General features: G+C 58.1%; 11 protein-coding genes. 6 read left to right on the top strand and 5 right to left on the bottom strand.

Going from position 1 to position 14528, the window contains the following annotated elements:
• Positions 1–38: 38 nt before the first annotated feature.
• The 4 genes from katG to metB form a co-directional block, all read right to left on the bottom strand.
• On the bottom strand, positions 39–2219 hold the full coding sequence (gene katG / locus INF58_RS17355) for a catalase/peroxidase HPI (protein WP_063865464.1): 2181 nt from the start codon (positions 2217–2219) through the stop codon (positions 39–41).
• A 144-nt stretch (positions 2220–2363) separates the two neighbouring features.
• Positions 2364–3254: a methylenetetrahydrofolate reductase gene (metF, locus tag INF58_RS17350; RefSeq protein WP_063449726.1), complete on the bottom strand. Its 891-nt coding sequence runs from the start codon at positions 3252–3254 to the stop codon at positions 2364–2366.
• 225 nt (positions 3255–3479) lie between these two features.
• Positions 3480–5912, bottom strand: a complete 2433-nt coding sequence (locus INF58_RS17345; RefSeq protein WP_102750816.1) for a bifunctional aspartate kinase/homoserine dehydrogenase II — start codon at positions 5910–5912, stop codon at positions 3480–3482.
• Between the two features lie 2 nt (positions 5913–5914).
• Entirely contained in the window at positions 5915–7075 is a 1161-nt protein-coding gene (gene metB, locus INF58_RS17340; protein WP_063449724.1) for a cystathionine gamma-synthase, read from the bottom strand.
• Between the two features lie 277 nt (positions 7076–7352).
• Between metB and metJ the strand changes: the two genes are divergently transcribed.
• Complete coding sequence (gene metJ, locus INF58_RS17335; RefSeq protein ID WP_015966498.1) at positions 7353–7670, top strand: met regulon transcriptional regulator MetJ; 318 nt, start codon at positions 7353–7355, stop codon at positions 7668–7670.
• A gap of 48 nt (positions 7671–7718) precedes the next feature.
• Here the strand turns inward: metJ and rpmE are convergent, their stop codons facing one another.
• Positions 7719–7931, bottom strand: a complete 213-nt coding sequence (gene rpmE, locus INF58_RS17330; RefSeq protein ID WP_003862040.1) for a 50S ribosomal protein L31 — start codon at positions 7929–7931, stop codon at positions 7719–7721.
• A 200-nt stretch (positions 7932–8131) separates the two neighbouring features.
• Here rpmE and priA point away from each other — a divergent pair, with 200 nt between their 5' ends.
• The 5 genes from priA to hslU all read left to right on the top strand — a co-directional run bounded on the left by priA (position 8132) and on the right by hslU (position 14496).
• Positions 8132–10327, top strand: a complete 2196-nt coding sequence (priA, locus tag INF58_RS17325; protein WP_063865461.1) for a primosomal protein N' — start codon at positions 8132–8134, stop codon at positions 10325–10327.
• Between the two features lie 119 nt (positions 10328–10446).
• Positions 10447–11472, top strand: a complete 1026-nt coding sequence (gene cytR, locus INF58_RS17320) for a DNA-binding transcriptional regulator CytR (protein ID WP_107534218.1) — start codon at positions 10447–10449, stop codon at positions 11470–11472.
• A gap of 92 nt (positions 11473–11564) precedes the next feature.
• Entirely contained in the window at positions 11565–12530 is a 966-nt protein-coding gene (ftsN, locus tag INF58_RS17315) for a cell division protein FtsN (protein WP_193528171.1), read from the top strand.
• Positions 12531–12624: 94 nt separating this feature from the next.
• On the top strand, positions 12625–13155 hold the full coding sequence (gene hslV / locus INF58_RS17310; protein WP_022649795.1) for an ATP-dependent protease subunit HslV: 531 nt from the start codon (positions 12625–12627) through the stop codon (positions 13153–13155).
• A gap of 9 nt (positions 13156–13164) precedes the next feature.
• Complete coding sequence (hslU, locus tag INF58_RS17305) at positions 13165–14496, top strand: HslU--HslV peptidase ATPase subunit (RefSeq protein ID WP_063449721.1); 1332 nt, start codon at positions 13165–13167, stop codon at positions 14494–14496.
• Positions 14497–14528 lie beyond the last annotated feature (32 nt).

Below are 14528 nucleotides of genomic sequence, written 5' to 3'. Positions count from 1 at the left end.
TGTATCCGGTCATACATAGCCGCCACCCGGCACAAGGGTTACTTCACGTCAAAGCGGTCCAAATCCATCACTCGCGCCCATGCGGCAACGAAATCACGAACGAACTTTTCGTGCGCATCGCTGCTGGCGTAAACCTCGGCCAGCGCGCGCAGGACGGCGTTTGAACCGAAGACCAGGTCAGCGCGGGTGGCGGTGTATTTCACCTCGCCGCTGGCGCGATCGCTCCCGGCAAACAGTTCGTTTGAGTCGTCGGTCGCTTTCCACTGGGTGTTCATATCCAGCAGGTTCACGAAGAAATCGTTGCTCAGCACGCCCTCGCGGTTAGTGAACACGCCATTCTTACTGCCGTCGAAGTTTGCACCCAGTACGCGCAGGCCGCCGATCAGCACCGTCAGCTCCGGCGCGGTCAGGGTCAGCTGCTGGGCTTTGTCGATCAGCAGCGACTCGGTGGTAGATACATCCACCTGTGCGCGATAGTTACGGAAACCGTCGGCAATCGGCTCGAGCAGGTTAAACATCTCGATATCCGTCTGGTCCTGACGCGCGTCCACGCGGCCCGGGGTGAACGGCACATTGACGTAAACGCCTGCCGCTTTCGCTGCCTGCTCAACGCCCACCACACCCGCCAGCACGATGATATCCGCAAGTGACGCTTTGTTGGTGGTGCGCTGGATCGCTTCCAGCGCCGGCAGCGCGCGAACCGCCGCGGCGTTAACGTCCCAGTCGCGCTGAGGCGCCAGCGCCAGACGTGCACCGTTGGCGCCGCCACGCTTGTCGCCGCCGCGGAAGGTGGATGCCGACGCCCAGGCCACGGAAACCAGCTCGCTCACGGAGAGTCCCGAGGCCGCGATTTCCGCTTTCAGGCTTTCGATATCTTCCTGAGTCGGATGGAACACCGGCTGAGGCAGCGGATCCTGCCAAATCAGATCTTCCTTCGGCACTTCCGGACCAATGTACCGCGCTTTTGGCCCCATATCGCGGTGGGTCAGCTTGAACCAGGCGCGCGCAAAGGCTTCATTGAAGGCCTGCGGATCGTTCAGGAAGCGACGGGAAATTTTTTCGAATTCCGGGTCAAAGCGCAGCGTCAGGTCGGTGACCAGCATGGTTGGCTTGCGTTTTTTCGACGGGTCGAACGGGTCAGGCATGATCTCTGGCGCATCCACGGCTTCAAACTGAATCGCGCCCGCCGGGCTGCGGGTCTGCACCCATTCGTACTTGAACAGGTTCTCGAAGAAGTAGTTGCTCCACTGGGTCGGGGTTTGCGACCAGATGACTTCCAGCCCGGAGGTAATGGCGTCAGCGCCAATTCCGGTGCCGTGGGTGCTGGTCCAGCCTAAGCCCTGCGCTTCAATCGGCGACGCTTCCGGGTCGGTGCCCACGTGCGTGGCTTCCCCTGCGCCGTGCGTTTTACCGAGCGTATGACCGCCAGCAATCAGCGCGACGGTCTCTTCGTCGTTCATGCCCATGTTGCCAAAGGTGGCGCGGATTGCCGCCGCCGCAGACAACGGTTCACCGCTGGCGTTTGGCCCTTCCGGGTTAACGTAAATCAGGCCCATTTCAGTGGCCGCCAGCGGGCGCTTCGCCAGCGCTTCCGGGTCACGGTGGGTCAGCCAGGCTTTTTCATCGCCCCAGTTCACGTCCAGATCCGGTTCCCAGACGTCTTCACGCCCGGCACCGAAACCAAAGGTGCGGAAGCCGGAGTTCTCCAGCGCCACGTTACCCGCGAGGATAAACAGGTCGGCCCAGGAGATTTTTTGTCCGTATTTTTGCTTGATTGGCCACAGCAGGCGGCGCGCCTTGTCTAGGCTGACGTTATCCGGCCAGGAGTTCAGGGGTGCGAAGCGCTGCTGACCGCGACCTGCGCCGCCGCGACCATCAACGGAGCGATAGGTGCCCGCGCCGTGCCAGGCCATACGGATAAACAGGCCCGCATAGCTGCCCCAGTCGGCAGGCCACCACGGCTGAGAATCGGTTAACAGGGCCTTGAGGTCGCCCTTAAGGGCAGAATAGTCGAGCTTGCTGAATTCTTTGCGGTAGTCGAAGTCTTCACCCAGTGGGTTTGAACGGCTGGAGTGTTGATTAAGTAGATCGATGCGGAGTTGTTTAGGCCACCACTCTTTGCTGCTGGTACCTGCACCCGCGCTATGATCGACGCCGCCCTGATGGAACGGACATTTGCCGGCGGATGCCGCGTTATTGGTCTCGTCTGACATGCTCATCGCTATGCTCCCTTTACAGTGTTACCGTTACGATATACACCACTAGCGATAAGAGATAGTTGAATTAATCCACAGATTCGATAGTTAATACCTTTTAACTATCGGTTCGATTAAAAATCCCTCATCTTTGTGAGGGATTTTGCTTTACAGCGCAGGACGAACGCCCAGCGTGTGGCAAATGGCGTAACTCATTTCCGCGCGGTTCAGCGTGTAGAAGTGGAAATCCTTCACCCCTTCGCGGCTCAAGATCTTCACCATGTCCATGGCGATATTGGCGCCCACCAGCTTGCGGGTTTCCGGATCGTCGTCCAGCCCTTCGTACATTTTGGACATCCACAGCGGAATGCGCACGTTGGTCATATCGGCGAACTTCTTCGCCTGTTTGAAGTTCGAGACCGGCAAAATGCCCGGAATGATTTCAACATCAATACCCGCCGAGACGCAGCGGTCGCGAAAGCGCAGGTAGCTTTCCACGTCAAAGAAGAACTGAGTAATCGCGCGGTTGGCACCGGCCTCCACTTTACGCTTCAGGTTAAGCAGGTCTGCCTGGGCGCTTTTCGCTTCCGGGTGTACTTCAGGATACGCCGCAACGGAAATATCGAAGTCCGCCACCTCTTTCAGCAGCCCGACCAGATCGGCAGCAAACATTTCTGGCTTACCGCTGCCCGGCGGAAGGTCGCCGCGCAGGGCCACAATGTGGCGAATGCCGTTATTCCAGTAGTCCTGAGCGATGGCGCGCAGCTCGTCGCGGGTGGCGTCGATACAGGTCAGGTGCGGTGCCGCTTCCAGGCCGGTTCGGTCTTTAATGCCCTTAATGATGCTGTGCGTGCGGTCACGCTCGCCGGAGTTGGCGCCGTAGGTTACGGAAACAAACTTCGGTTTAAGACTGCTCAGGCGATCGATAGAGCTCCACAGGGTTTGCTCCATTTCACTGGTGCGCGGCGGGAAAAATTCAAAAGAGACGTTAATCTGGCCGTTAACTTCTGCCAGGCTCTGATTCAGGGCTTCCCGCTGGTTGGCGTGAAAAAAGCTCATACCTTACCTCTACCTTTCGCGTGTCGTTGTTTATTGTGCTGTGAACTTCTATACGTTTAGACGTCCAGATGTAAAAATGACGGAAAAGCGGAGTGGCGTCAACTGAAATAATCAACAATAACGGTGAGGATTGCTCAGGGAAGATGAGGGGCGTTCATGATGGGGGTGAGTGCGGTCTGCCGCCCTCACCCTAACCCTCTCCACGGGGAGAGGGAACAAGAGAAATTACAGCAGCTTAGCCAGACGGTTGATGTCAGACTGGATTGCCCCGGCGGTGACATCGCGTCCCGCGCCCGGGCCACGGATCACCAGCGGGTTATCGCGGTACCAGCGGCTTTCAATGGCGAAGACGTTATCACACGGCAGCAGAGCGGCCAGCGGATGCTCAGGACGTACCGCCTCCACGCCCACGCGCGCTTTACCGTTCGCCTCGAAGCGTGCCACGTAGCGCAGTACCAGGCCCATCTCGTTTGCCGCTTCCAGACGCTGCACCATCTGCTCGTTCAGCTCGTCGCCGTTCTCAAAGAAATGATCAACGGACCCTTCCTCGCAGCCCGCAGGCACCAGCGACTCAACGCGCACCTGACCCGGCTCAATGTCGTAGCCCGCTTCACGCGCCAGGATCACCAGCTTGCGCATCACGTCTTTACCGGCAAGGTCAACGCGCGGATCCGGCTCGGTTAAGCCCTGCTGCCACGCTTGATCCACCAGGTCGGTGAACGGAACGGTGCCATCAAACTGCAAAAACAGCCAGGAGAGCGTGCCGGAGAAGATGCCGCTCAGCGCCAGAATGCTGTCGCCGCTTTCAATCAGATCACGCACGGTATGGTTAACCGGCAGACCTGCACCAACGGTGGCGTTGTAAAGCCAGTGACGGCCCGTTTTTTCAAACGCGTCGTGGATCTGGCGATATTTATCGGTGCTGCTCGCTCCCGCCAGCTTGTTGGCGCTGATGACGTGGAAACCGTGGCTGGCGAAATCCAGATACTGATCGGCCAGCTGTTCGCTGGCGGTAACGTCCAGCACCACCAGATCGTCATACGGGTGCGCGCGCATCCACAGGAACAGCGACTCTTCATCCTGCTCAACGGCTTCATCGTTAAAGAAGGCCAGCGCCCGGCTGGCGTCCAGCCCTTCGTAGTTCAGCAGGCTGCGGCGGCTGTCCACCACGCCCGCAAGAATAAATTCGAATCCGGTACGCGCCGAAAGCGTCACCTGCTCACGAGCGAACAGCTCCAGCCAGCGAGAACCGATATTCCCTTTCCCGAACAGCACCAGGCCGATGCGTTTCTCCGCGCGGAACAAAGAGGTGTGCAGACCCTGAATCAGGCTCTCAGTTGGCCCTTTACGCAGCACGGCAACCAGGCTGATGCCCTCTTCCGACTGCCAGGTAAATTCAACCGGCTGGCCTTTCAGCTGCTGCCAGAAGCGGTGGCAGTGCAGCGGGTTACGGGTGACGCCCGCGCCCACCATCGCCACCAGCGCCAGCCCCTGACGCAGGCGAAGCTCGCCCGGCAGGCCCGCTTCATCAAGAATTTTTAATGCGCTGTCCACCACTTCGGCGGTATAGCAGAACTGCAACAGCTGACGGTCATTATGCACGCCAACGGCCAGCGGACGCACCTGCGCACGTTTCAGGATGGTATCGATATCTTTATGCGCCAGCCTGAAGTCCTGGCCCGCAGGCACCTGGAACTCAATCAGGCAGATGTCATCGTGACTGGTGACAATGCGCGCCCCCGTGCCGGATGCCAGCACGCGCTCGATGCGGGTGGAACCCTGATCCGGCGTGTAGCTACAGCGTAGTTGCAGGTCAATGTCGCTGCCGGAAACCGGCTGTAGCGTGCGCGCATGCAGCACCGGGGCCGCCAGACGCGCCAGCTCGCTCGCTTCGTCGAGACGCAGCAGCGGCAGCAGGCAGGCATCTTTTACTTTACGCGGATCCGCGCTGTACACACCCGCGACATCGCTCCAGATGGTGACGCGGGATACGCCCGCCAGGGCACCGATCTGCGTTGCCGAGTAGTCAGAGCCGTTACGGCCCAGCAGTACGGTTTCGCCCGCGTTGCTGCGGCTGATAAAGCCGGTGACGACAATACGTTTCCCGGGATGTTGCACCAGCAGCTGTTGCAGCAGCGGGTAGGACAGCCCTTCGTCCACCTGCGGCTGTGCGGCGCGTTCCGCGCGCAGGAAATCACGCGCGTCGAGCCAGGCGGCGTCCACGCCGAGATGTTGCAGCACGGCGGCCATCAGGCGCGCGGACCACACTTCACCGTGACCCACCACTTCGGCATACACCGCATCGGTGATCCCGCTGTCCAGCAGGGCCGCCAGACGCTCAAGGTCGTGCGTGAAGGCGCTAATCAGCCCGTCCGCCACGTCCGCAGGCAGCAGGCCGGCAATCAGCTCGCTCTGGTAACGACGTAAAGACTGTTGCACCTGATGCGCAGAGAGGCGATCGGTCTGGCTCAGTTTCAGCCAGCTGATCAACTGGTTGGTGGTGCTGCCCGCCGCTGAGACAACCATCATGTCCCCCGGCTGTGAATACTCGGTCATGATCCCTGCGACACGCAGGTAACATTTCACATCAGCAAGACTACTACCACCAAACTTGTGCAGCTGACGACCCTTCGCCCCTGCCTGCGCTATCACACTCATGATTACCCCTTGGCTGCGACCCGGAAGCCATTTTCCAGGTCGGCAATTAAATCTTCAGAATCTTCAATACCGGTCGAGATACGCAGCAGCGTCTCGGAAATCCCGGCGGCGGCACGTGCTTCCGGTGCCATACCTGCGTGCGTCATGGTTGCGGCGTGGGAGATCAAGCTCTCAACTCCCCCTAAGGATTCCGCCAGCGTAAACAATGACAGCCCGCTCAGGAAGCGACGCAGCGTTTGCTCGTCACCATCCAGTTCAAAACTTAACATCGCGCCAAATCCCTTCTGCTGGCGCGCGGCAATCTCGTGCCCCTGGTTTTCCGGCAGCGACGGGTGATAAAGCTTCTTCACCAGCGGCTGGGTTTGCAGGAAATCCACGATCGCCTGGGCATTACGCTGCGCCACGTCCATACGCGGCGACAGCGTGCGGATGCCGCGCAACAGCAGGTAGCTGTCGAACGCGCCCGCGGTGACGCCGATGTTATTGGCCCACCATGCCAGTTCCGTGACAACGTCGGGATCTTTTGCAATCACCACGCCCGCCACCACGTCAGAATGGCCGTTCAGATATTTAGTGCATGAATGCAACACCAGATCGGCACCCAGTGCCAGTGGGTTCTGAAGGGCCGGACTGAGGAACGTATTATCCACTACACTTATCGCTCCCGCATCCCTTGCGAGCTGACAAATTTTCGCAATGTCGACAACGCGCAACAATGGATTGCTTGGACTTTCCACCAGAACCAGCTTCGGCTGCTCGGCAAGCGCCTGTTTCAGCGCCTGTTCGTCGTTTTGATCGACAAACAGCACGCGATAGCAGCCACGCTTTGCCAGGCTGTCAAAAAGACGATAGCTGCCGCCGTAACAGTCGTGCGGTGCTACAAGCAGATCGCCAGGCTTCAGGAACACCGTGGTCACCAGGTGAATAGCAGACATGCCGGTATTGGTTAATACCGCACCCGCGCCGCCTTCCAGTTCCGCCAGCGCGCGCTGCGTAACGTCACGCGTAGGATTGCCGCGACGCGAGTAATCATGTGCGCGGGGTTCATTAAATCCGGTGAAATTGTAGGTACTGGAGAGATGAATCGGCGGGACAACGCAGCCGTACTGCTCGTCATCATTCAATCCGCTACGCACTGCGATGGTGGCCTGTTTACGCGTCATGGTGAGGGCTTCCTGGCGAATGAGGTGAAAAGTCAGGCACCAGAGTAAACATTGAAAGTATGGACGTCAATACATCTGGACATCTAAACTTCTTTGCGTATAGATTGAGCAATGCGCAAATAGCCGTTAAAATTATATGCTTTAGGACACGCTACAGCGGCAATATCCGTGCCTCGGTATCGTCTCTACGGTAAACTACGCAAGATTACGGTTCAAAACCCGTCAGTTACCGGTTTTGCGCCTTTAGATTAATGACTGAGAGGATTAAAGGTATCTCATGGCTGAATGGAGCGGCGAATATATCAGCCCATACGCTGAGCACGGTAAGAAGAGTGAGCAAGTCAAGAAAATCACGGTTTCCATTCCTCTGAAGGTGTTGAAGATCCTCACCGATGAACGCACGCGTCGTCAGGTGAACAACCTGCGTCACGCCACCAACAGCGAATTGCTGTGCGAAGCGTTCCTGCATGCGTTTACTGGTCAACCGTTGCCAAACGATGAAGATCTGCGCAAAGAGCGCAGTGACGAAATCCCGGAAGAGGCGAAGGTGATCATGCGTGAGCTGGGCATCGACCCGGAGACGTGGGAATACTGAGAAGCGGATACAAAAAAGGCACCTTGCGGTGCCTTTTTTTCGGGAAACTTATTTAGCGCCCGGGATGCTGAAACGCTTGTTGAAGCGGTCAACACGGCCACCGGTTGCAACATCACGCTGCTTACCAGTGTAGAACGGGTGGCATTTGCCGCACACGTCCAGGTTCAGATCGTGACCCACGGTGGAGCGGATCTGGATAGAGTTACCGCAAGAGCAGTTTGCAGTAATCATTTCGTATTTCGGGTGAATATCTTTTTTCATGGGAGAACCTCAGTTAAGGCCGCGTCGCTCTTCCAGCCCTAACGCCAGACACCACGCGATGTTGAATGTAAGTTCTTTGGCGTAAAATACACCAAAGGCGGCGAATCATACAGAATTTGACCAACGTATGCAAACTGATCCGCACGCCGCTTTCACTAATGTGTATACTAACGCGCCACTTTTCAAGTCAGGAAGATTCGATGCCCGTCGCTCACGTTGCCCTGCCCGTTCCGCTTCCCCGTACCTTTGACTACCTGCTGCCCGACAGCATGAGCGCCAAAGCGGGCTGTCGCGTGACCGTGCCGTTTGGCAAACAGCAGCGCGTCGGGATCGTAGTGTCCATCAGCGATAAAAGCGAACTGCCCCTTAACGAGCTGAAATCGGTCGTTGAGGTGCTGGACGATGAACCGGTTTACTCTTCCAGTACCTGGCGGCTGCTGCTGTGGGCAGCGGATTACTATCACCATCCGGTTGGCGACGTCCTGTTCCACGCCCTGCCCATCATGCTGCGTCAGGGCAAGCGCGCCAGCCATGCGCCCATGTGGTACTGGTTTGCCACCGAACAGGGTCAGGCGGTCGACATTAATAGCCTGAAGCGCTCGCAGAAACAGCAGCAGGCGCTGGCCGCGCTGCGCCAGGGGAAAATCTGGCGCCATCAGGTCGACGAGCTTGAGGTGAGCGAAACCGCGTTACAGGCATTAAGGAAGAAAGGGCTGAGCGAGCTGGCCAGCGAAGCACCTGCCCTTCACGACTGGCGCGACGGCTTTTCCGTGTCGGGCGATCGCCTGCGTCTGAATACCGAGCAGGCCACCGCCGTGGGCGCGATTCACAGCGCCGCCGATCGTTTCTCTGCCTGGCTGCTGGCGGGCGTCACCGGCTCCGGTAAAACCGAAGTTTATCTGAGCGTGCTGGAAAACGTGCTCGCGCAGGGGAAACAGGCGCTGGTGATGGTGCCGGAAATCGGCCTGACGCCGCAAACCATCGCCCGCTTCCGTGAACGCTTTAACGCGCCCGTTGAAGTGCTGCACTCCGGCCTGAACGACAGCGAGCGCCTCAGCGCCTGGCTGAAGGCGAAAAATGGCGAAGCGGCGATTGTTATCGGCACCCGTTCCTCGCTGTTTACGCCGTTTAAAAACCTCGGCGTTATCGTGATCGATGAAGAGCACGACAGCTCCTATAAACAGCAGGAAGGCTGGCGCTATCACGCCCGCGATCTGGCGGTCTACCGCGCGCACAGCGAGCAAATTCCCATTATTCTCGGGTCCGCTACGCCTGCGCTCGAAACGCTGCACAACGTGCGCCAGCGTAAATACCACATGCTGCGCCTGACGCGCCGCGCGGGGAATGCCCGCCCGGCCATCCAGCACGTGCTGGATCTGAAAGGCCAGCAGGTACAGGCCGGGCTAGCACCTGCATTGATTAGCCGCATGCGCCAGCATTTGCAGGCGGGCAACCAGGTGATCCTGTTCCTGAACCGCCGCGGCTTCGCGCCTGCGCTGCTGTGCCACGACTGCGGCTGGATTGCAGAGTGCCCGCGCTGCGATCACTACTACACCTTCCACCAGGCCCAGCGCCACCTGCGCTGCCACCACTGCGACAGCCAGCGTCCGGTGCCGCGCCAGTGCCCGTCGTGCGGATCAACGCACATCGTGCCGGTCGGTCTGGGCACGGAACAGCTTGAACAGGCGCTCGCGCCCTTCTTCCCGGACGTGCCCATCTCCCGTATTGACCGGGACACCACCAGCCGTAAAGGGGCGCTGGAGCAGCAGCTGGCGGAAGTGCATCGCGGCGGGGCGCGCATCCTGATTGGCACCCAGATGCTGGCGAAAGGACACCACTTCCCGGACGTGACGCTGGTTGCCCTGCTGGACGTCGACGGCGCGCTGTTCTCGGCAGATTTCCGCTCCGCCGAGCGTTTCGCCCAGCTTTATACTCAGGTTGCCGGGCGCGCCGGACGCGCGGGTAAACAGGGCGAGGTCGTACTGCAAACGCACCATCCTGAACATCCGCTGCTGCAAACCCTGCTGCATAAAGGCTATGACGCCTTCGCGGACCAGGCGCTGGCTGAACGCCAGACGATGCAGCTTCCCCCGTGGACCAGCCACGTCATCATCCGTGCGGAAGATCATAACAACCAGCAGGCGCCGCTGTTCCTGCAACAGCTGAGAAATCTCCTGCAAGCCAGCCCGCTGGTGGATAATCAGCTGTGGATTTTAGGCCCGGTCCCCGCGCTCGCCCCGAAACGCGGTGGTCGTTTCCGCTGGCAACTCTTGCTTCAGCACCCTTCGCGTATCCGTTTACAGCAGATCGTCAGCGGCACGCTGGCGCTGATCAATACCCTGCCGGAAGCGCGCAAAGTGAAGTGGGTTCTGGACGTCGATCCGATTGAAGGCTGAATGCGGATCGAAAAATTTAACTCGCCTCACACTTTTTATGAAAATTCTGTAACCGATTCCATTAACTATCTGTAAAAATGGTGCTGTACGCAGTTCGGTGTTCAGGCGAGGAGAAGACGTTGAAGTCCAGGAAAGAGGTTGCCTCGGCGACCATGAAAGACGTTGCCGAGAAAGCACAAGTCTCAACAGCAACCGTGTCCCGCGCATTGATGAACCCTGACAAAGTCTCCCAGGCAACCCGAAACCGGGTTGAAAAGGCGGCGCTTGAGGTGGGTTATTTCCCGCAAGCCATGGGGCGCAACGTTAAACGCAATGAATCCCGCACCATCCTGGTGATCGTGCCGGACATCTGCGATCCCTTCTTCAGCGAAATCATTCGCGGCATTGAAGTTACCGCCGCCGCCCAGGGCTATCTGGTGCTGATTGGTGATTGTGCCCACCAGAACCAGCAGGAAAAAACGTTCATCGACCTGATCATCACCAAGCAGATTGACGGCATGCTGCTGCTTGGCTCGCGCCTGCCGTTTGATGCCAGCATCGAAGAACAGCGCAATCTACCGCCGATGGTAATGGCGAACGAGTTTGCGCCGGAGCTGGAGCTGCCGACCGTACATATCGACAACCTCACCGCCGCGTTCAACGCCGTGAACTATCTTCAGGAGCTGGGGCATAAGCGTATCGGGTGTATTGCCGGGCCAGAAGAGATGCCACTGTGTCATTACCGGTTGCAGGGCTACGTTCAGGCGCTGCGCCGTACCGGGGCTATCGTCGATCCGCACTACATTGCGCGCGGTGATTTCACCTTTGAAGCGGGCGGGCAGGCGCTGGAAAAATTGCTGGCCTTGCCAGAACCGCCTACCGCGGTGTTCTGCCACAGCGACGTGATGGCGCTGGGCGCATTATCTTACGCCAAACGTCACGGTCTGCGCGTGCCGCAGGACCTGTCGATTATCGGCTTTGATAATATTTCGCTTTCGGAATTTTGCGATCCGCCGCTTTCGACCGTTGCACAACCGCGGTATGAGATTGGCCGGGAAGCGATGCTGCTTTTGCTGGATCAGCTGCATGGTCAAACAGTTAGCAGCGGGTCACGGCTACTGGATTGTGAGCTGATTGTGCGCGGCTCTACCCAGGCATTAACTTAAAGTAAATACCTTTCTACACCCTTATCTGGTCAAAGCCCCGTCGCTTAAGTAACATGGCGGGCTGACGAACGAATAAATACAGCGAAACGATAGTGGCACAACGAGATTATGTACGTCGCGGCCAGCCGGCACCTTCGCGACGCAAAAAGAGTAGTTCAAAAAGCAAGCAACGTAGCCTGTCTGCTGTCTCTCCAGCCATGGTCGCCATTGCTGCGGCCGTGCTGGTGGCCTTTATTGGCGGCCTCTACTTCATTACGCACCATAAAAAAGAAGAGTCTGAAGCCCTTCAGGGCAACAAGGTCGTCGGTAACGGCCTGCCTCCGAAGCCTGAAGAGCGCTGGCGCTACATAAAAGAGCTGGAAAGCCGCCAGCCAGGCGTACGTGCGCCTACCGAACCTTCTGCCGGGGGTGAAGTGAAGAATGCCGATCAGCTAACGGACGAACAGCGTCAGTTGCTCGCTCAGATGCAGGCAGACATGCGCCAGCAGCCTACGCAGCTGAACGAAGTGCCGTGGAACGAACAAACCCCGGCGCAGCGTCAGCAAACGTTGCAGCGCCAGCGTCAGGCTCAGCAGCAAACGCAGCAGCAGTGGACGCAAACGCAGCCGGTACAGCAGCCGCGCACCCAACCGCAGCAACAGACGCGTACCGTGCAAACGCAGCCTGTCCAGCAGCAGCCGAAAGCGCAGCCGCAGAAGCAAACGGCACAGCCGTATCAGGATCTGTTGCAGACGCCTGCGCATACCACTGCGCAACAGCCAAAAACGCAGCAGGCTGCGCCGGTCACCAAAGAGACCGAGGCGCCGAAGCAGACGGCGGAGAAAAAAGATGAACGCCGCTGGATGGTTCAGTGCGGCTCGTTTAAAGGCGCCGAGCAGGCCGAAACGGTGCGTGCTCAGCTGGCATTTGAAGGATTTGACTCACGCATTACCACCAATAACGGCTGGAATCGCGTGGTGATTGGCCCGGTCAAAGGCAAAGAAAACGCAGACGGCACCATTTCCCGCTTGAAAGTGGCTGGCCACACAAACTGCATTCGACTCGCCTCCGGGGGTTGAAACCCCCGAAATCCCCCCCATCTATCATTTAATTCAGCCCTGAGCACAGGCTCAGGGCTTCTGTTTCCCGAATCTGTAACCAGGGGGTCTGCTCGTGACAACAATAGTAAGTGTACGCCGTAACGGCCAGGTGGTAATTGCCGGTGATGGCCAGGCCACGCTGGGTAATACCGTCATGAAAGGCAACGTGAAGAAAGTCCGTCGTCTTTATAACGACAAAGTGATCGCCGGTTTCGCGGGCGGCACGGCGGATGCCTTCACGCTGTTTGAACTGTTTGAACGCAAACTGGAAATGCATCAGGGTCATCTGGTGAAAGCCGCCGTTGAGCTGGCAAAAGACTGGCGTACCGACCGCATGCTGCGCAAGCTCGAAGCGCTGCTGGCCGTGGCCGACGAAAACGCCTCGCTGATCATCACCGGTAACGGTGACGTGGTTCAGCCCGAAAACGACCTGATTGCCATCGGCTCTGGCGGCCCGTACGCCCAGGCCGCAGCCCGTGCGCTGTTGGAAAATACCGACATGAACGCGCGCGATATCGCGGTGAAAGCGTTGGATATTGCAGGTGATATCTGCATCTATACCAACCACAATCACACCATCGAAGAATTGACCTCCAAAGCGTAAGGATCGCCCATGTCTGAAATGACCCCACGCGAAATTGTCAGCGAACTGAACAAACATATTATCGGCCAGGACAACGCTAAGCGCTCCGTGGCTATCGCACTGCGTAACCGCTGGCGTCGCATGCAGCTCGACGAAGAGCTGCGCCACGAAGTGACGCCGAAAAACATTCTGATGATCGGCCCGACCGGGGTGGGTAAAACCGAAATCGCCCGTCGTCTGGCCAAGCTGGCTAACGCGCCGTTCATCAAAGTGGAAGCCACCAAGTTCACCGAAGTGGGCTATGTGGGTAAAGAAGTGGACTCCATCATCCGCGATTTGACCGATTCGGCAATTAAGATGGTGCGCGTCCAGGCGATCGAGAAAAACCGCTATCGCGCCGAAGAGATGGCCGAAGAGCGCATTCTCGACGTGCTGATCCCACCAGCAAAAAACAACTGGGGACAGGCCGAACAGCAGGCTGAACCTTCTGCTGCGCGTCAGGCATTCCGCAAAAAACTGCGCGAAGGTGAACTGGACGATAAAGAGATTGAGATCGATCTCGCTGCCGCGCCGATGGGCGTAGAAATCATGGCGCCTCCGGGCATGGAAGAGATGACCAGCCAGTTGCAGTCCATGTTCCAGAACCTGGGCGGCCAGAAGCAGAAAGCGCGTAAGCTGAAAATCAAAGACGCGATGAAGCTGCTGATTGAAGAAGAAGCCGCGAAGCTGGTTAACCCGGAAGAGCTGAAACAGGACGCTATCGACGCCGTTGAGCAGCATGGTATCGTCTTTATCGACGAAATCGACAAAATCTGTAAGCGCGGCAACGCGTCCGGCCCGGATGTTTCCCGCGAAGGTGTTCAGCGCGACCTGCTGCCGCTGGTAGAAGGTTGCACCGTTTCCACCAAGCACGGCATGGTGAAAACTGACCACATTCTGTTTATCGCCTCCGGCGCGTTCCAGATTGCCAGTCCGTCTGACCTGATCCCGGAACTCCAGGGTCGTCTGCCTATCCGCGTTGAGTTGCAGGCGCTGACCACCGAAGATTTCGAACGTATCCTGACCGAGCCAAACGCTTCTGTGACCGTACAGTACAAAGCGCTGATGGCGACCGAAGGCGTGAACATTGAATTTACCGATGACGGTATCAAGCGCATCGCCCAGGCCGCGTGGCAGGTCAACGAGACCACCGAGAACATCGGTGCGCGTCGTCTGCACACCGTGCTGGAACGCCTGATGGAAGACATCTCTTATGATGCGAGCGACCTTAACGGTCAAAGCATTACCATTGACGCAGACTATGTGAGCAAACACCTGGATGCGTTAGTGGCAGATGAAGATCTGAGCCGTTTTATTCTATAATCGCGTTCAATGCATTTTCATCACTGTTGATG

This window comes from Enterobacter cloacae complex sp. P24RS (assembly GCF_014982165.1).
GTDB classification, from domain to species: domain Bacteria; phylum Pseudomonadota; class Gammaproteobacteria; order Enterobacterales; family Enterobacteriaceae; genus Enterobacter; species Enterobacter quasihormaechei.
This window is presented reverse-complemented; position numbering and strand designations above follow the sequence as displayed.

Coding starts and splice junctions, on each gene's coding strand:
- katG (WP_063865464.1), bottom strand. CDS start 2,219: ATGAGCATGTCAGACGAGACCAATAACGCGGCATCCGCCGGCAAATGT.
- metF (WP_063449726.1), bottom strand. CDS start 3,254: ATGAGCTTTTTTCACGCCAACCAGCGGGAAGCCCTGAATCAGAGCCTG.
- INF58_RS17345 (WP_102750816.1), bottom strand. CDS start 5,912: ATGAGTGTGATAGCGCAGGCAGGGGCGAAGGGTCGTCAGCTGCACAAG.
- metB (WP_063449724.1), bottom strand. CDS start 7,075: ATGACGCGTAAACAGGCCACCATCGCAGTGCGTAGCGGATTGAATGAT.
- metJ (WP_015966498.1), top strand. CDS start 7,353: ATGGCTGAATGGAGCGGCGAATATATCAGCCCATACGCTGAGCACGGT.
- rpmE (WP_003862040.1), bottom strand. CDS start 7,931: ATGAAAAAAGATATTCACCCGAAATACGAAATGATTACTGCAAACTGC.
- priA (WP_063865461.1), top strand. CDS start 8,132: ATGCCCGTCGCTCACGTTGCCCTGCCCGTTCCGCTTCCCCGTACCTTT.
- hslU (WP_063449721.1), top strand. CDS start 13,165: ATGTCTGAAATGACCCCACGCGAAATTGTCAGCGAACTGAACAAACAT.